General features: G+C 69.4%; 12 protein-coding genes. 2 read left to right on the top strand and 10 right to left on the bottom strand.

Features of this window, described 5'->3' with window-relative positions:
• Positions 1-602: 602 nt before the first annotated feature.
• Positions 603-1,139 carry a hypothetical protein gene (locus D7223_RS09215; protein WP_120727186.1) on the top strand — a complete coding sequence of 179 codons (537 nt, stop codon included), beginning with the start codon at positions 603-605 and terminating at the stop codon, positions 1,137-1,139.
• 2,064 nt (positions 1,140-3,203) lie between these two features.
• Complete coding sequence (locus D7223_RS33190) at positions 3,204-3,764, top strand: lysyl oxidase family protein (RefSeq protein ID WP_202864610.1); 561 nt, start codon at positions 3,204-3,206, stop codon at positions 3,762-3,764.
• Positions 3,765-3,918: 154 nt separating this feature from the next.
• On the opposite strand, the gene D7223_RS09205 is transcribed toward D7223_RS33190, so the two are convergent.
• From D7223_RS09205 to D7223_RS09160, 10 genes are all read right to left on the bottom strand, one after another.
• The gene (locus D7223_RS09205; protein ID WP_120727185.1) at positions 3,919-5,481 is read right to left on the bottom strand and encodes a recombinase family protein; all 1,563 of its coding nucleotides are present in this window, start codon (positions 5,479-5,481) and stop codon (positions 3,919-3,921) included.
• A gap of 51 nt (positions 5,482-5,532) precedes the next feature.
• Positions 5,533-5,973 (bottom strand): SigE family RNA polymerase sigma factor, encoded by a 441-nt coding sequence (locus D7223_RS09200; RefSeq protein WP_120727183.1) that lies wholly within the window; start codon positions 5,971-5,973, stop codon positions 5,533-5,535.
• 69 nt (positions 5,974-6,042) lie between these two features.
• Positions 6,043-11,133, bottom strand: coding sequence for a DNA repair ATPase (locus tag D7223_RS09195; RefSeq protein ID WP_272948682.1), 5,091 nt, complete (start codon positions 11,131-11,133; stop codon positions 6,043-6,045).
• Positions 11,126-13,147 carry a flotillin family protein gene (locus D7223_RS09190; RefSeq protein WP_120727180.1) on the bottom strand — a complete coding sequence of 674 codons (2,022 nt, stop codon included), beginning with the start codon at positions 13,145-13,147 and terminating at the stop codon, positions 11,126-11,128. Before D7223_RS09190 ends, D7223_RS09195 begins: the two co-directional genes overlap by 8 nt.
• A gap of 169 nt (positions 13,148-13,316) precedes the next feature.
• Entirely contained in the window at positions 13,317-13,955 is a 639-nt protein-coding gene (locus tag D7223_RS09185) for a hypothetical protein (RefSeq protein ID WP_120727178.1), read from the bottom strand.
• Positions 13,956-14,146: 191 nt separating this feature from the next.
• Positions 14,147-14,653, bottom strand: coding sequence for a hypothetical protein (locus tag D7223_RS09180; RefSeq protein ID WP_120727175.1), 507 nt, complete (start codon positions 14,651-14,653; stop codon positions 14,147-14,149).
• The gene (locus tag D7223_RS09175) at positions 14,650-15,171 is read right to left on the bottom strand and encodes a hypothetical protein (RefSeq protein WP_120727172.1); all 522 of its coding nucleotides are present in this window, start codon (positions 15,169-15,171) and stop codon (positions 14,650-14,652) included. The genes D7223_RS09180 and D7223_RS09175 overlap by 4 nt, the downstream gene beginning before the upstream one ends.
• A 9-nt stretch (positions 15,172-15,180) precedes the next feature.
• Positions 15,181-15,864, bottom strand: a complete 684-nt coding sequence (locus D7223_RS09170; RefSeq protein ID WP_120727168.1) for a hypothetical protein — start codon at positions 15,862-15,864, stop codon at positions 15,181-15,183.
• A gap of 141 nt (positions 15,865-16,005) precedes the next feature.
• Positions 16,006-17,256, bottom strand: coding sequence for a phosphoribosylamine--glycine ligase (gene purD / locus D7223_RS09165; protein ID WP_120728115.1), 1,251 nt, complete (start codon positions 17,254-17,256; stop codon positions 16,006-16,008).
• Positions 17,257-17,333: 77 nt separating this feature from the next.
• Positions 17,334-18,284, bottom strand: a complete 951-nt coding sequence (locus tag D7223_RS09160) for a PDDEXK family nuclease (protein ID WP_120728113.1) — start codon at positions 18,282-18,284, stop codon at positions 17,334-17,336.
• Between the last annotated feature and the right edge of the window lie 225 nt (positions 18,285-18,509).

The following is an 18,509-nucleotide window of genomic DNA, read 5'->3' as shown; positions in this document are numbered from 1 at the left end:
ACGTCACCCTCACCCGCGAGGATCTGCTCGATCAGCAACTCGAACTGCTCGCGCTCCTTGGTGGCGCGGCAGCTCGCCGAGCGGTAGTTGTCCGTGAAGAGGTGACCAGTGCGGCACAGGAGCCGAACCGTGCGGTGAACCAGCCGGCCAATCCACGCTCGGGGGAGTCACCTACGGCAACACAGCCACAGGCGGTGCGGTCCTGTGTGGAGCACGAGCCAAGGTCATCGCGCAGCGGGCAGCGCGAGCGGCAGCGCACACGCCCCGCTGTTCGGCGTTTTGCCGGTCACGGTAGTTGCGTGCTCGTTCGGCTGATGGGGGGGGTGGCGGCGACACGGTCGGGGTGCTGGGTCGTTCGCGGATCGCAAGCGAAGCCCTTGGTCTACGGATCACGCCGCCCGCTCTGTAGCGGACGGGCTGCAGACACGATCGAGCCTCGCCTCTCTCGATAGGTCAAGGGGTCTCTGTGACTTCCGGTCTCCGCAGTGCTGCATCAGTGGATGAGACTTGCGGCACGACCGGTTGCTGTCGACCACCGCGGCCTCAGGCGCAATCACACCCAGGCATAGCGGCCACCAACCGTCGCGGGTAACGTACGCCACATGGACCCCCGCGTCCGTTCACTGCGACAGTCGGACCTGGCCGCAATGCTGGGCATCGGCGCGACGCTTCACGGGCTGCTCCTGGCGGGTGATCTGCCGACGGACATTTCTGACCGGATCATCAGGCGGTTGATGAACCGCGGGGCGCTAGAGCGTGCAGCCTCTACGGGTGATCTCAGCATCTTGCTGCACGATCTAACCCAGCGGTTGCATTGGGCCATGGGGCATGGCGAGGAGTATCCGCCCGACACGCCACGCCAGACGAGCTACTTCGTTGACCTGCCGACCGCTGAGTCGGCGACGTCATGCCTAGCCGCGTTGTCCGGCCTAGGGGCGTTGAGCACCGATCTCCGTGTCACTGCCGGCCAGGAGGACACGCCGACTGAGGGCGTCGGTCCCACACCGGGCCTACACTTTCGAGCGATAGCAACATTTCCCGAAGCCGCACCCGAACCCGGCTTCGACTTGCGAGTTCGGCAGCTGACCCAGCTAGCTGAGCGCTACAATGGACAATTCGCGGGCTCACTGCTCGGATGAACTCGACTGTCGTCGAGAAGGTACACGCAGCCGGGTCCCTCCAGTGTTCTGCCAAACTTCGCGATTAGCCTCAGGATCTTCAGCGCGATGCAGGCAGGGCCGACAGTCGGAACTCGGAGGGGTCCGCTTCCTTCGTCCGAGGCTGTCGTCACTGTGAATCTTGAATAGCCGCAGCAGGTTCGAGCTGCGATCTTTCACGTTGCGGAAGTTCCATCTGAGGTATGGACAGCAGGCTATGTCCGTGCAAGAGTGAACCAACAGCGATGACGTCATCACGTAGGGTCCGACGGGGAAAGGATCTCAGCGTCATTGCGACACCGGGCTACCCGCGAGCCGCATAGGTTTCTGGGGCCGGCATCGCATTCACTTCCTCCATCAGTACCGTTTCCAGCCGCCCTCGACTTTGCCGAGGAGTGGTCGCGCCCTTGCGTAACGAGACAGACTTATGGAATTCGCCGTGCCTGGTCAGCTACCGAAACCGTCACGGTCCTCGCCGATGAGCCTGCCCTCGCGGAGTGGGTGCGGATTCGATTTATCAGAGCGGAATTGGAGACCACCATGATTCGTCGTTTTGTCGCGACTGCCTTCGTGGCCGTGTGCCTCACCACCGCAGCCGTACCTTCTCCGGCTCTAGCCTACGAGCCCGGCTCGTCGTCGGCCATCCGACCGGCGTACGACTCCATCACCGGCAAGATCTCCTACAAGTGCCAGTTCACCGGCTGGCGATCCGGGGTCACCGTGAACTGGCAGTGCAACCTCCGGACAAGTCGGCGGCACATACATCGACGGCCACAGCAGTTCCTTCAATGGCGGCACCTATGCGACGCCCTACTACTACAAGGCGGCCTTCCTCGGAAAGACATACTGCACTGAGGCCTACGCATACAGCGCCGATGGAGGCGACAGCGACCTCAAGTGCCAGTAGCACAACAAACTCAAGCGCCATCGCTTGATCAACGCCCGTAGCGTGACGACGCTCAACGCTGTGTGATCCGCCCGCGTTTCTCGGCCACACCCACCTGAGAAACGCGGGCGGGCATCGGACGAATCCGCGCCGATGGTCCTTGCGCCTTCCGACCGACCCGTCAGCGCGCGATAGGCACATCCGTTCATTAGCTGCAGACGCCTAGTAGGGAGCGGTCACCGACATGCTGCACCACAGCAAGCTGCGCCTGGTGGCGCTGAGTACCGCGACGTTTGTAGCGGCGGCTCCGGCAGTAGCACATGCAGAATCTCCCTCCTCTGCTGGCGCTCAGCCTCACCTACGCCTGACGGCCGCCGCCGAATCGATTACACTCCGTCACTATGCGGGTGAGCCGACACGGCTTGAGTTCGGCACCCACATCGTCGCCGACAACGCACCCTTCGAGGTGCGAATCAATCGCGATTCCTATGCCGATCCCCTGGAGGCAACACAAGTCATCCATACCCGGCGGGGAAAACGACTGGCTGTATTGCCGCCTGGTGTCGTAACAGACTTCTCAGCATTGAAGAACTTCACGCACGTTACTCTTCGGAACGCTGCCGGAGAGGTGGTCTTCGACCGCAACGAGGATTTCTGCCCGAACAGCGGGGGGACGCGAACGACATCAGACGCGCCAGACAAGTCGCCTTACCCCCTGAACTGCCCCACGCACCCCTTCACCCTCGGCGCTGTCTGGGGCATCCAATCCGGCTGGAGCACACCGGCGGGGGCGCCATGGTGGCAACGCGCCCAGATCGAGCTGCCAGACGGCCAATACCACGCCGATATATCAGTGAACCAGATGTACCGTGACGTCTTCGACATCCCACCCGGCTCTGCCACCGCGACCGTTGCGGTCAACATCAGCACAATACAAGATAGCCAGCGAAGCCTACGAACCGTACCTCCACGTGCCGAACCTGCCCTCAGCGCTCAGCCTCCATCTGGCACAAGCATGATCCCAAAACGTTACAAGCCTGACCTCCGCCCCCCTGCCGGCTTGGGCCATCAGCACAACAAGTCGACAAGAATCACAAGAAGTCAGAACGGACTACCTGTCCTTCAGCGCCACCATATGGGCTGCCGGAACATCCCCGCTCGTGGTCGACGGCTACCGTCGCAGCGGCGAGGACCTGATGGACGCCTACCAATACTTTTACGACGATCGCGGCCGCCAGGTAGGATACGCGCCGGTCGGGACCATGGAATGGGACAATCGCGACGGCCATGAACACTGGCACTTCACCGACTTCGCCCAGTACAGGCTCCTCGACGCTGCCGGAAAGATTGCCATACGCAGCGGAAAGGAGGCGTTCTGCCTTGCCAACACCGACGCGATCGACTACACCGTCCCGCGCGCGAATTGGCAGCCCACCAACAGCGACCTTCACACGTCCTGCGGAGAACAGACGTCCTTGGGGATACGGCAGGTTCTCGACATCGGTTCTGGCGACACCTACGCGCAGTATCTTCCCGGCCAATCCTTCGACATCAGCGACTTGCCGAATGGCGCCTACATGATCGAGATAACGGCCAACCCTGACCGTTCCCTGCACGAGACAGATACGGCCAACAACAAATCACTCCGACCGGTCCTGCTCGGAGGAGAACCCGGCGCGCGCACCGTGGAGGTGCCGCCAGTCGGTCGGATCGACAGATAAACAGCTCCACCCTCGGCGGATGAGTCGTGCCCGGCTATCTACTACTCGGTCAGTAAGCGACCAAATCCGCCGAGCTCGACATGCCCTTCGCCATACGCGCTGCCGCCCGCCCTTTGTTGGACGGGCGGCAGAACCGATCGACCGCGCCGGACACCTAAACCGCCTGCTCATCCTGCGGGCCGAACTTCCAGGTCCAGTCGAGGCGGTGGCGGCCGAAGGTGCGCCGTTCGCCCTTGAACCCGGCGCGCAGGAGTTTGATGTCAGCGACGAGGCGGATGATCTCCCGCTTGACCGGGATGTCGTCGCCGAGTTCCTGCCACGCCTGCACCGCCTGGTCACCGATGCGTCCGCGCAGCACGGCGGGGATCCCCGCGTCGGCGGCGCGTCGCTCGTGCTCGGCGATCTGCGCCAGCAGGCCTTTCTCGGCGCGGGCGTAGGCGATCGCGGTGACCTCGCCCTCCTCACCCAGCTTGCGCCACTCCTCCAACTCCCCGCGCAGCCTCTGCGCTTCGGCGCGGGCGTGGGCGACCTCCTCGTCGCTGGCGCTGGCGGCGGTGAGGATGTCGTAGACGTCGGGACGGGACAGCCACGCCACCACGGTGCGCTGCACGTACTCGTCCAAGAACTCGGCCTTCACCGCGGCGCACCGCTTGTGCAGGCACGAGTACACCTGCCCGTCCCAGCCGTGCCGGTTGAGCCGCTGCGACGACAACGGCCCGTCGCACACCCCGCAGCGCACAATGTACGACAGCAGATGCACCGCACGAGCGGGACGTGTCGTCGTCCGCGACGGATCGCCCAGCATCCGCACCACCGACCAGTACGTCTCCTCCTCGACCAGGGCGGGCCAGATGCCGTCGCCGACGATCTCCCCGCGCAGCACCCGCTTGCCGATGTACGCCGGGTTCATCACCTGCTTGCGCAGAATCCCGCGCCGCCAGATCCCGCCCTGCGAGGCAGGAATGTTGAGCCGGTTGAGTTCGGCCTCGCGAACGGTGAGGGGCATGCCTTCGGAGATCTTGCGGAAGTTGTCCCGCACCACCTGAGCGTGCGAGTACTCCGTCACGGTTCCGTCGGCCGCCACGGCCGTGCGGATCTCGGTGTCGGGCTCCTGACGCAGGAGTGCTCTGGTGCGCTGGTCGTAGATCCGCCGGTACCCGTAGGTGATTTTCCCGTGCGGACGCCCGGCTTCGGCAGCGCCGACGATGCCGCGCAGCACGTTGTCGCGGATCGAGTCGGCCATCCACTCTGCCTGTACGGCCTGAAAGCCGAGCATCATCCGGTCGTTCTTGTCTCGCAGGTCGTACAGCACCCCACCGACCAGCCAGAAGTTGAGACCGACCTCGTGGCACATGTCCCGGATCTTCACGAACACCGCGAGGTCACGTTCCTTGCGGGAGATCTCCCAGACCACCAGCACGTCACCCTTGCCGGCGAGGATCTGCTCGATCAACAACTCGAACTGCTCGCGCTCCTTTGTCGCACGCCGGCTCGCCGAGCGATGGTTGTCCGTGAACGACCCCGCATCCGCCCAGGACCGCTTCGTGATCTCCGCCAGGTTGAGCACTCCCTGGTCGTGGACGCTCTTGCCCTGTTCCTTCTTGTCCTGACTCGCGCGCTGATACCGCAACGCCCGCACCTCTACGCCACCGGCCAGCAGGGCGTCCTTGCTGTTGAACCGGCCCTGGTTCCCCGACCGGGCCTTACGCCGTACCATCAGACCGTCCCCCTAGATCGACGTTCGTGTCGGCAACATCGACCATAGCTTCTAACGATTCTTGACAGTGCCGGTGGTGCAGCCCAGCTCACGCGCGGTCTCCTCGACGGACAGATCGCAGAAGTACCGCAGCACCAACACCGCGCGGCGGCGCGGCGGCAGCTCGGCCAGCAGTGCGAGGAGGGTCAACCGGTCCGCCGTACCCTCGCTGCTGGAGCGGACGACGGCGTCGGGGACGTCCGCCCACGAAGCCTCGCGTCGCCACGGGCGCCGACATTCGTCGAGCCAGACCCGCAGGAGGGTACGTCGCACCCAGGCATCCGGGTGGTCCATCATGGACACCCGCCGCCAGTGCCGCAGTAGCTTGAGCAACGCCGTCGACACGAGGTCGTCCGCCGTGTGCCAGTCACCGCAGAGCAGATACGCCGTACGGCGCAGCGGTTCCAACCGGGCCGCCACGTATTCGCGGTAGCCCTCGATGTCGGCAGGCAATCCCGCCACCTCCTCGCCTCGCTTCTCAAACGGAGGCAAGGAGGCCCGGGGTTGCTCGAGGCGTACCCCTCAGGTGCGGTCGGTGGCGCGGTCGATGGCGACGGCGACCCCGCCGACCCGGTCGGCGAGCAGGCCGAGCGCGCCGACCGCTCGGTCGACCGGATCGTCCGACGCGCCGCCGAGCGCTCTCTCGCGCAGGTAGCCGTCCTTTACCTCGGCCCACCGGCGGGCCTGCTCCGGGGTGAGCCGGCCGCGCAGCTCGGCGAGCTTCAGCAGGTTCGCCTCGGCCCCGGCGGCCAGCGTCTGCGCCTCGCCGACGTAGTGGTCGTCGATGACGGCTTCCAGCTCGTCGTCGGTGAGCACCGGGACGACCCGCTCGGCCAGCTTGTTCATGTTCCGGTACGACCCCTGAAGCTGGAACGGCGGTTCGGTACGGGAGGCGTCCGACTGCGCCGCCGAGGCGATGTACGCCTGGTTGTTGGCCAGCACCACCTGCTGCACCCGCAGCAGCTTGCGCAGCACCGAGACGACCTGCTCCAACTCCACCGGCGAGTACGGGTGGCCGAGCTGGTCGGCGCGGACCGAGTCGTCCCCGCGCGCCATCCGGACGAGCAGTTCCAGGTCGCCCCGGTCCCGGCCGGCCAGCGGCGCCAGCACCGGATTTGCGGTGAGCGCGTTCTCCAGGTAGCTGAGCGCGAACACCTCCTCCCGGCCGGAGAGCACGTCACCGAGGTTCCACACGTCGGCCCGGTTGGCGAGCATGTCCGGGATCCGGAAGCGCTGCCCCGACTCGGTGTACGGGTTGCCCGCCATGCACACCGCGAAGCGTTTGCCCCGCAGGTCGTAGGTGCGGGTCCGGCCCTCCCACACGCCTTCCATCCGGCGCTGCCCGTCGCAGAGGGAGATGAACTTTTGCAGCAGCTCCGGGGAGGTGTGCTGGATGTCGTCGAGGTAGAGCAGGACGTTGTTGCCCAGCTCCAACGCGAAGGAGATCTTCTCCACCTCCTGCCGGGCGGCCGCGTCGGGCGCGTCGGCGGGGTCGAGCGAGGTGACCGCCGAGCCCAGGGCCGGCCCGTTGACCTTCACGAAGACCAGTCCGAGCCGGCTGGCCACGTACTCCATCAGGGTGGTCTTGCCGTAGCCGGGCGGGGAGATCAGCAGCAGCAGGCCGGACTGGTCGACCCGCTTGGCGTCGCCGGTCGCGCCGAGTTGGCGGGCCAGGTTGTCACCGATCAGCGGCAGGTAGACCTCGTCGAGCAGCCGGTTGCGGACGAAGGCGCCGAACACCTGCGGCCGGTACTCCGCCAACCGCAACCGGTCCCGCTCGGTCGTCACCAGGGCGTTGCGCCGACGCTGGTAGTCCCGGTACGCCGGCACCTGTTCGGTACGGAAACGTCGGGTGCGGGCCAGCGTCTCGTCCAGACGCAGCGTGATGGCCGAACCGTCGATCCGCGGGTGCGCGCCGAGCAGCCCGCCGACCGTCTCCACCATCGTGGCGGTCGCCTCGTGCCGGGGCAGGCCGGTGCCACACAGCTCCACCGCCACCGCCTCCGGCAGGTCGTAGCCGGACAGGGTGCCGTCGTCGGTGGCGAGGAACGCGGTCAGCCACGCCTGCACCAGCTGGTACCGGCTGGTCAGGTCGGCGTCGAGCGCCCGCAGGTCGGCGTCGAACTCCCGCGCCGAGCGGGACTGCGGGCCACCCAGCGCACGGCGGAACTTGTCGAGCATGGCCCGTGCCCCGGCCCCGGTGACGAACCCGGCCGGCGGCACGGCCAGCTCCTCGAACAGGTACTCCCCGGCCAGCTCGGCCTCGTCGGCCAGCCCGGTCAGGCCCGCGTCCCCGAGGAACCGGCTGATCGAGGCGGCCAACTCGGCGGACAACCGGTCGATCGCGTCGCCGTCGACAGCCGGCCCGCCGTGCTCCGGGTGAGGCGTCGCGTCGCGGTCCGGGCGACCGAACCGGTCCCGGGCGCGGGCCAGCGAGGCCGCGCGGGCCGTCCAGCCGGTGCGGGCCGGCTCGTCGGTGCCGAACCGCCAGAAGAGCTGGGCCGCGGCGCGGGCCGCCGGCGGGTAGCGGAGCAGACCGGCGCCGGCGTGCAGGCGCAGCAGCGTACGCAGGATCTCGGTGGCGTCGTGGTCGTGCACGCCGCGTTCGTAGCCCTCGTCGTAGCGGGTCTCGGCGAACCGGCGGACCAGGTCACGTAGCTGGTCCGCCTCCACCGCGGCGGCGTGCAGCGCATCCATCCCCAGCCCGTCCCGGCCCACCTCGGCGGTGGCCAGGATCGCCGTGGCCAGGTATTCGGCGCGGTACACCTGCGGCGACTCGGAGACCAGCAGCTGGTCCCAGAACCGGCGGGTGCGCTGGAACTCCTCGTCGAAAACGGGGGCCCGGTAGTCGGTGCCGGTCACCGCGACCGCCATCCGCCCGTCGTGCGGAACGACCGTCACGTCGACCGGCTGGGTGTTCACCGCGAACCGGTGCCGGCCCAGCCGGATGGTCTCGCCGCCGTCGGCGTACAGGTCGAGGCGGTCGCGCAGGCCGCGGCCGGCCTCCTGGCGGGCGGCCCGGATCCGGCCGTCCAGCTCCTCCGCACGAACCTGGTCGCCGAGGGTACGCAGCTCGTCCACGACCGAGCGCAGCTTGCCCACCATCGGGTCGGCCGCGAAGTAGGTGTTGATGTCGTCCAGCGAGCCCAGGGAGGTCAACCGGCGGTGCACGCTTGTCATGATCCGCTCGGCCGACGAGACCAGCCGGTCCGCCCGCCGGGCCCGATCGTCGAGCAGCGCCTGCTTACGGGACGAGAACGCCTCGTAGATCTCGGTCCGTCGGGTCGCCAGCTCGCCGAGGAAGTCGTCGAACTCCCCGAACCGGGACTCCAGGTCCTCCACCCGCAGCAGCAGCCGGCCGAGTTGCTCGTCGCAACTCTCGGCGGTGTCCGCCGCCGCCAACGCCCCGGTCACCGCCTGCCCGAGCAGCGCGAACTCGGCCGCGAAACCGGCCCGCCCCTCCACCTCCAGCAGTTCCCGACGGCGGTTGTCCAGCAGGGCCCGAGCCCGGTTGACCCCGCCGAGCACCTCACCGACCCGGGTGAGGATCCCGGTGCGTACGGTAGCGTCGGCGATGTCCAGCCCGCCGACCACGTCGGTGATGGTCTGCAACCCCTCGGCGCGGCCCGCCAACTCGTCGCGGACCGTCCCCGCCTCGGCCACCGTGCCGATGCCGGCGGCCTGCCCGGCGAGCCGCTCCACCTCGCCCTGGTAGCCGGTGAACGCGTCGTCCCGGCTGAGGAAGTTCACCGCCCGCCGGCCGGCGGCGGTCAGCTCCTCGTCGAGCCGCGCGGCCAGCTCGTCGAGCCGGCCGTGGTCGACGTACCGCAGCTCCCGGAGCGTCTCCAGGTGGCCGCGCGCCTGCCGGAGTCCGGCGAGCTGCCGGACCCAGTCGTCGGCGGTCAGCGGCGCCTCGCCCCGGGCCCGGCGGGACAGCGAGGCGATCCGCTCGGCGCTCTCCCGCACCTCGGTCGCCGCCTGGGCGGTGAGGGCGCGGACCTTCTCGTACTCGTCGAGCACGGCGACGGCGGTGCGGCGAAGCTCGGTCAGGGGCGTGCGCAGGTCACCGAGGTCGGCCTCGCCGAGCCAGTGGTAGTGGTCGGTGATCCGGGCGCAGGCGGCGATGAGCGCCTCGTAGACCCCGGTGGTCGGGCTGGTGCCGTCGACCGTGCGCGCCACCGACAGGCAGTCGGAGATGCCCCGGACCAGGTCGGCGTTGCCAACCCGCTCCAGCGGGCCGGTGCCGGCCGGCTGGGCTGCCGCGTACGCGTCGGAGACGTACGGCGTCTGCCAGATCTGCATCGGGTGGACCCGGGTCGGTTCCTCCGAGGTGGCCCGGAACACCACCAGCGTGCCGTCGTCGAAGATGGAGAAGCCGTGGCAGGGCAACGGCGCGGCCACCTCCTTGCGGATGGCGTTGTACGGCAGCAGCAGCGACCGCCCGTCGGCCCGGGCGTGGAAGACGTAGAGGACGTCCTCCCCGTTCGGTGAGCGCACCACCCGTTCGAACTCCAGCTCGGCCACGTCCGTGTCGAAGGTGCGGGTGACGCCGGTGGCCAGGTGGTAGCCGCCCGGGAAGATGATCCCGTGGTCGTCGGGCAGCCGCTGGCAGGCCGGCCCGATGCCGTCGAGCCGGATCACCTCCCGGGTCAGCGTGTTGAAGACCAGGTGCCGCCACTCGGTCTCCTTGTAGGGCCGCAACCGCAGCAGGATCAGCGGCCCCACCCGCGCCCAGCTCACGTCGGCGTCGGCGAGGCTCTGCAACGGCTCGTCCACCGGCTCGCTGTAGACGCCCGCACCGGTCTCGGTGTTGTTCTCCACCTTGACCGTCAGGGTTCCGCCGACCGTCTCCACGAAGACCTCGTCGGCGATGGAGATGTGCGGGTGCCGGCCGAGAACATGGTCCTCGCGGGTGGTCTCGATCCACTCGAAGTCGTGGGTGGGCGGGAAGACGTGGTCCCGTTCACCCCGGCTGTCCAGGTACGCGACGGTGCCGTCGGTGCCGATCCGCCACCGCAGCACCCGGATGTCGTCGGTCCGCGGACCGGTCTGGAACACCGCCAGCAACAGCCCGTCGAGCCGGCGCAGTTGCAGCAGCCGGGTCTGCCGGTAGTAGCGGTACAACTCGCCGAAGTCGCGCTGGAACCGCGGATCACGGAGCAGGGTGGGCAGCTCGTCCGGCCCGGCGGCGTCGAACCGGAAACCGTCACCGTCGACGCTGCCGGTTGCGCCGCCGTCGGTACTGCCGGCGGCGCGGGATCGGGCGAAGTGGTGCAGCGAGAAGACGTCGTCGACCGCGGTCTCCGGTTTGAGGCCGATGAAGACGTTGTAGCCGAACAGCATCAACCCGCCGACCGGCACGATGTCCCGCGGCACGCAGTTGTGCTCGGTCCGAATCCGCTCGGTGCTGAGCAGGCGCAGCTCGGTGCTGCCGAAGACCTCCAGCCGCCGGGCGTTGAGGCCCTCCGCTCGCCGGGCCAACTCGGCGGCCTGCCCGACGAGTCGGTTGCGCAGCACCTCGTAGCTGCCCGCGTCCAGCCCGGCGGTCTCCTCCCCCGGCCGAGCGGGCGCCGACTCTTCCACCGGCGCGGTGCCGGGCACCGGCTCACTCACCGGCGCGCTGCCGGACACCGGCCAGGGCGCCCACCGGGGTCTCCGCGACGCCGAGACGCTTCGCGGCCGTCAACAACTCCTGGAGCTTGCCCTTGTCCGCGCCACCGGCCTTCATCTGTTGCACGAGGAAGGCCGACAGGGTCAGGTTCTGCACCGCACCGCTGTCGATCGCGCCGAGCATCCGGGACAGGTCCTCGGTGAAACTCGCGGAGCCGTCCAGCCAGGGCTGGGTGAGGCCACGGGCCACGTCGGAGTGGGCGACGAAACCGTCCACGCTCTTGCCGTACGAGATCGAGCTGAGCAGCCGGTCGAAGAAGACGCTGTCCCCGCCGACGATGTCGATGTTCGCCTTCTCCAAGCCGGTGGAGACCAGCTTGGCCTGCGCCTCGGCCACCTGCCGCTGGGTGTCCAGCCCGGCCAGCCGTACCTCCTTCTCCAGCTCCAGCCGCAGCCGGTACTCCTCGTGCTCGCGGGTGGCGTCGTCCAGCGCGGCCATCGCCGCGGCCTTCTCGGTGAGCCCCTCCGCCTCACCCTTGAGCTTCTCGCGTACCGCCTCGGCGGCCAGCAGGGCCTTGTCGCGCTCGACGGCGACCTCCGCACGGCCGACCTTCTCGATCGCCTCGGCGCCGCGCTCGCGGACCTGCACCTCGGCCAGCCCGGCGGCGGCCGCCTCGGCCTGGCTGCCCTCGGCCAGGCGGATCTTCGCCCGGGTGTCCAACTCGGCGGCCTGCTGCCGGGCCTCGGCGAGCACCAGGTGCTCGCGGGCCTTGAACTTGGCCGCCGTCTCGGCGGCCTCGGCGGCCTTGATGTCCTTGACCAGGTTCTCCTGCGCCTCGGCCTCGGCCTGGATCACCACCGCCTGGCGGGTCCGCTCGGCCTCCTCGACCACCCGCAGGCGCTTGATGTTCTCCTCCTGCTCGGCGACGGTCTTCTCCACCGCGATCCGCTCCCGGACGACCTCGGCGATGGCCCGCTTCTCGGCCTCCACCTCCTTGTCCTTGGAGATCGTGCTCAGCTCGGTCTCCCGCTGGCGGCCGATGACCTCCAGCATGCGGTCCTTCTCGATCCGCTCGGTCTCGATCGCGATGACCCGCTCGCGGTTCTTCTCCGCGACGGCGATCTCCCGGGCCCGGTTCTCGTGCTGCACGCCCAACTGCTCGTCGGTGCGGATGTTGGCCGTCTCGGCCCGCAGCCGTTCCTCCGCGCGGACCCGGGTGATCTCGGCCTCCTCGCGGGCCCGCACCGTTTCGATCTCGCGCCGCTGCTTGGCCTCGGCATCCGCCTGCCGACGCTCCAGTTCGAGGATCGCCTCCCGGGCGTCCACGTTCTGGCGGGTGATCTCCTTCTCCTCGCTGCGCCGGAACTCGTTGGTCCGTACGTGTTCGATCGCGGTCAGCTCGGTGATCTTCCGGATGCCCTGGGCGTCGAGGATGTTCTTGGTGTCCAGTTGCGACATCGGGGTCTGCTCGAGGAAGTCGATCGCCGCGTCCTCCAGGCTGTAGCCGTTGAGGTCGGTGCCGATCACCCGGATGATCTGGTCGCGGAACTCGTCCCGCTTGGTGTAGAGGTCGACGAAGTCGAGCTGCTTGCCGACCGTCTTCAACGCCTCGGAGAACTTCGCGTTGAACAGTTCCTGCAACGTCTCCCGGTCGCTGGCCCGTGCGGTGCCGATGGCCTGGGCGACCTTGATGACGTCCTCGGTCGTCTTGTTCACCCGGACGAAGAAGGTGATCCGGATGTCGGCCCGGATGTTGTCCCGACAGATCAGACCCTCGTTGCCGGTCCGCTCGATGTCGATGGTCTTCACCGAGATGTCCATGATCTCGGACTTGTGCAGCACCGGCAGCACGACCGCGCCGGTGAACGTGACGTCGACCCGGCGGACCTTCGACACGATCAGGGCCTTGCCCTGTTCGACCTTGCGGAACAGGCGGCTGACCAGGAAGACCACGCCGAGGGCGATGAGCAGGAGCACGGCGAGAAGTACGCCGATTCCGGTGGTGATGACATCCATGGCTGAGCGCGCGGCGGCGATCGGGCGGGGTCCGCGGACCGGGGGGTGCCGCGCATCCTCCTTTCGGGGAACGGGGGCAGCGTGGGCTGGACCGCCGGCGGGGATGACCGGTGCGGTCCTGGGCAGTGAGGGGTGACCCGCCGTCGCGGGCGGAGGTCACCGGCGACGGTTACAGGTGTTTATGGCGGGTCGGATCGGGGTCGAGGGCGATGTCGGTGGGCATGACCCAGAAGAACTCGCCGTCGACGTCGTAGTCGTAGATGAGCGCGGAACTGCCGGCGCCCAGCGGCTCGTCGCCGGGTTGACGTACCTGGACGATCGCCGAGGAGCCATCGGTGGCGGTCACCTCCGCCTGCCCGAAGTCGGCGGTCACCCGGCCGGTGCGGATGGTGCAGAGGGTGCCGACGAAGGCGTGTCGGCTGGCCTCCGAGCCGGTCGGGAAGAGGCGGGCCAACGGTACGGCGACCAACCGGGTCACCAGCCAGGCACAGACGGCCGCCGTCAACAGCACCCCGACCGACACCGCGATCCGGGTGCCCGCGCCGAGGCCGAGCTCGTCGAGCAGCGCGGAGCCCGCCAGACTGACGAACCACGCCACCGCCACGAGCAGGGAGAACACGATCGCGCTGGGCAGGCCGCCGAGCCCGAGCCCGGCGAGGATGCCACCCGGCACGCCGTCGACGTCGAGGTCGTCGCCGAGATCCAGCACCCCGGTCAACGTCAGCAGCCAGTAGCCGACGACCACGACCAGCAGGAAGCTGAAGAGGACGGTGGGGAAGCCGAGTGCCGCACCGAGGAACCCGGTCACCGCTCCCACCCCCGTTCCCGTTCCTGGTGGGGCCGGTGCCCACCGCCGGGATGATCGTGACACGGCCGGTCAACGGCCGGTGCCCCCGAACGGCTCGTTCCCCCAGCCGGAACCGCCCGCTCCGCGAAGGGCGGCGGCTCGCGCCCGGCTCACCAGCGCGACGCAGGTGGGGAGCCGGCCCCCCCGTAGGGTCAACGGATGCGCAGTTCCCCGCGTACCGCCTCGCGCAGGGACCGCACCGCGGCGTCGAACCGGACGGCGTCGAAGGCGCCCGGCTCGGGCCCGAGGATGTCCACGACGAGGGCCGACGCCTCCTCCATCGCCCGGTTGACCCGGGCGCTGCCGAACACCTGCACCGCGGCCTCCGCCTCCAGCAGCGGTCGCAGGACGTGGTCCAGCAGCCGGTCCCGGCGGCGTTCCAGGGACTCGACCGTGTCCCGGACGACGTCGCGCAGCTCGGCCGGGTCACCGGTCTGGCGCAGCCGACCACGGAGGGCGTCGATCTGGACGGCGAACATCTGGTCGATCACCACGTGCTGCCGGATGAGCTGCAACGTGCTGGTCGCCTTGGCGTACGCGGTCTGCCTCGCCTCCAGCAGCCGCTTGCGACGCTCGTTCCAGAGGGTGACCGAGGCGGCGAGCACCGCGGCGGCCAGCGTGGCGGTGGCGGTGACCAGTGGTATCTGGAGAGTGCTCACAGGTCGAGCGCCCCGCCCCGGGGCAGGAGGTCCGGACGACCGAGCTCGCCCCGCACCACGAGCTGCCCCTGGCCGTCGTAGTAGCCCTCCTGCGGCCGGTTGATGAAGCTGGCGATGTCCTTTCCGCTCGCGAGGGCAGCCCCACCGGCCGCGAAGATGGCCGTCGTCTTGGCGGTGCTCGCTGCACTGCCCGGACTTTCGGTGCCGATACGGATGGTGGAATGGGGAACGTATCCCTTGCGGGCGTTCTCCCGTGCCACGAACTTGGCGAGGGCGTACATCGCGGCCACGCCGAGCGTCTTGGCCAACTTCACCGACAGCTTCTTCCGGCCCGGACTGTAGGTCAGCGGAACCGGAGCGCCTCGGCCCGGGAGATCGATGCGTAGACGCTTGACCACCGAATCCTTGTACTCGACGGAGTCGACGGTGAACAGGTCACCGCCCTGCTTCGAGACCGCGTAACCGGCGGGGTCCTGGGTGAGCCTGATCCGGTACGGGCCGAACTCCTTCTCGCTCATCGCGTCTCCTCAGAACAGCAGGTCGAGAACGCTGTCACCGTCGAACGGCCACCAGTCGGCGGAGACCCGGTAGCCGGCGCTCACCCCCTTCGCCCACGTCTCGTGGGACGGCTGTCCGGGAAGCTGGGCGAGCACGTGCTCGTAGAACTCGTGGGCGACCTCGCCGAACACCAGACCGGTGCCGGCCGCGTTGGCCACCGTGCCCGGCTTCACGTCCCGCCACCAGGGAATGGAGTACCAACCGCGGGGAATGAGCCGACCGCCGACCGCGCCGCCCGGAAAGAAGTGCCGGGCGTCCTCGGCGAAGGTCGGCGACGCCACATAGGTGGCGCCGTTCTCCCCGGTGCCCTCCACCCGCTCCTGGACGGCACCGGCCGAATGGCGGTAATCCAGGTCCACCCTCTTGTGGTCGAGCTTCCCGCCGACCGCCTCCAGCACCGCCGCCAACTGGTTGATCGCCACCACGAGCTTCTCGGTGGCCAGGTCGGCGGCGGCCTCACCACCGTCCCGGGTCACGGCGTCGGCGAGCTGCCGCGCCTCCTGGATGCCCTTCTCCACCTCGGCGAGCGGCTCCCGCGTACGGCCGTCGGCAGTGCGCGCCTCGGCCCCGGCCTTGTCGAGAATCCTCGCCAATTCGTCGGCCTTCTTCTGCAGGGCCTCCTGCAGAGCGCGGTGCCTGTCCTCAATGGTCATCGGGCCACCTTCGGATCGACGCTGCGCCCCAGATTACGACAGGTGCTCGGGGAGCCGAATGCGCCAAACCTGGCCCTAGTACGCCAATCCGAGGCACCATTCAGCGGCGTGAGTCGGAATTCCGATAACGCCGTCGACCGGTCAGCCGGGGATGGAGATCCGGCCCTCGATGGCGGCGGCGGCGATGTCGGTGCGGTGGTGCGAGCCGGCCAGTCCGATGCCGCGTACCACCTGGTAGGCGGCGTCCCGCGCGGCGGCCAGGTCGCGGCCGGTGGCCGTACCGCAGAGGACCCGGCCGCCCGCGGACAGCAACGCGCCGTCGGCGGCCCGGCGGGTGGTGCCGGCGTGGATGACGCCGGGGGCGTCCGCCCCGGTGATGACGTCGCCGGTACGCGGAGCCGCCGGGTAGCCCTCGGCGGCGACCACGACGGTGACCGCAGAGCCGTCCCGCCAACGCAGCGGCGGGTGCTCGGCCAGCGTGCCGGTGGCCGCCGCGTGCAGCAGCCCGGCCAACGGCGTCTCCAGCAGCGCCAGCACCACCTGCGTCTCCGGGTCACCGAAGCGGGCGTTGAACTCGATCACCCGGGGACCGGCGGCGGTGATCGCCAGGCCGACGTAGAGCAGGCCGGCGAACGGGGTGCCCCGGCGCCGCATCTCCGCCAGGGTGGGGTGCACGACGTCGCGCATGACGTCGTCGACCAGGCCGGGCGGCGCCCACGGCAGCGGTGCGTACGCCCCCATGCCGCCGGTGTTCGGACCGGTGTCGCCGTCGCCGACCCGCTTGAAGTCCTGCGCCGGCAGCAGCGGCACCGCCGCGTCGCCGTCGGTCACCACGAACAGCGAGACCTCGGGGCCGTCCAGGTATTCCTCGACGACGACCCGGCCACACTCGCCCGCGTGCTCCAGCGCCTTCGCCCGGTCGTCGGTGACCACGACGCCCTTGCCGGCGGCGAGGCCGTCGTTCTTCACCACGTACGGTGCGCCGAACTCGTCCAACGCCCGCCCGGTGCTCACCGCGTCGGCGCAGGTGTACGCGCGCGCGGTCGGCACACCGGCGGCGGTCATCACGTCCTTGGCGAACGTCTTCGAACCCTCCAGGCGGGCGGCCTCGGCGGACGGCCCGAACACCGCGATGCCCTTGGCGCGCACCGCGTCTGCGGCACCCGCGACCAGCGGCGCCTCCGGCCCGATCACCACCAGGTCGGCGTGCGCCTCCACGGCCAGCGCCGCGACCGCCGCCGGATCGGAGACGTCCAGAGGCCGCACCTCGGCCAGCGCCGCGATGCCGGGATTCCCCGGCGCGGCGACAAGCGCCGCCACGGCCGGATCCCGGCTCAACCCGAGCGCGAGCGCATGCTCCCGCCCTCCACCACCCACCAGAAGTACCCGCACGCCCGGCATCCTACCGACCCCCGCCGAGACCGCGTTGATCATGGCGTTGACGGATGAATCGGTGATCGACTCACCCGTCAACGCCATGATCGGCGGCTTGCGGCAGCGGCGGACAGGGCCTGGCGGACGGTCCAGGGGACGTAGTCCGGGCGGAGGGTGTCCTGCCAGGTGAAGCGGAGGACGGTCCAACCGGCGTTGACGATGCGGTTCTGTCGGCGGCGATCGGCGTACGCCGCCTCGGGGGTGCCGTGCGGGCCACGACCGTCCGCCTCGGCGATCACCCTCTGGGCCCGCCAGCCCAGGTCGCCGAGGCCGAGCAGGTAGCCGTCGTCGTCGCGCACCTCCAGTTGGAGGGCGTCCGGCGGAACCCTGCCGTCGACGCAGCGCAGCCTCGTGCGGGTCTCCAGCGGGGACTGCGCGCGCCGGTCCGCCTCGGTCAGGTAGCCCCGGGCCGCCACCGCTCCCCGCCGACCTGCGATCAGCGGCGGGATCGCCAGCAGCTCCTCCTCGGTGACGAGGCGTCGGTTGAGCGCCGAGTCGAGCAACGACACCGCCGGATACCGCGGAACCTGCCGGATCGTCTCGGCGAGGGTCACCAGCGGCGTCGTCACCGCCATGCCGTCGACGCGCACGACAGATCCGGGTGGATGCGCGAACTGATGCACCACGAGACCGGGGCAGCCGGGGAGCTGCCGCCGGGTCCTGGCGGCCTGTCCGGGCAGCGCCAGGTGGATCTCACCGGTCGCCGGCAGGCCGGCCATGCCGTGGATCTCCGCCGCCGTGCCCAGGACGGCGTGGGCGCACGGGCCCAGCGACATCAACGCGGCCCGGACCCGGCACCGCCGGGACAGCTCGTGCACCGGAGTGCCGTCGATCCGATACACGGCCCGTTCCACCGCTCGCCAACGGCCCGCGTCGACCAGCCAGTCGATCTCGTGCCGGCGGTAACCAGCCCGCAGCGCCTGGCCCCGCGTCACCAACCCGTCCTGCGCCGCCGAGACCCGGTCCAGCACTCCCCGTCGATCCACGACCACAACGGTGGCCGACTCCTCGCCCGAGTTCGACCCCCTGTGGATAACCCACCCCACCCTGTGGACAACCACGCCCCCACGCCCCCTCGGCCCCTCGGCCCCTCGGCCCCTCGGCCTAGTTGATCATGGGATTGACCGGTGAATTGGCGATCAACTCACCCGCTAACCCCATGATCAACGCACAGATCCCGGAGGGAGGGGGGGTGGGGGGGGGGGAGATCG

Origin of the sequence: Micromonospora endolithica (genome assembly GCF_003626595.1) — a bacterium.
Lineage (GTDB): Bacteria > Actinomycetota > Actinomycetes > Mycobacteriales > Micromonosporaceae > Micromonospora > Micromonospora endolithica.
Note: the sequence above shows the minus strand (reverse complement) of the source record. Positions and strands in the feature narration are given on the sequence as shown.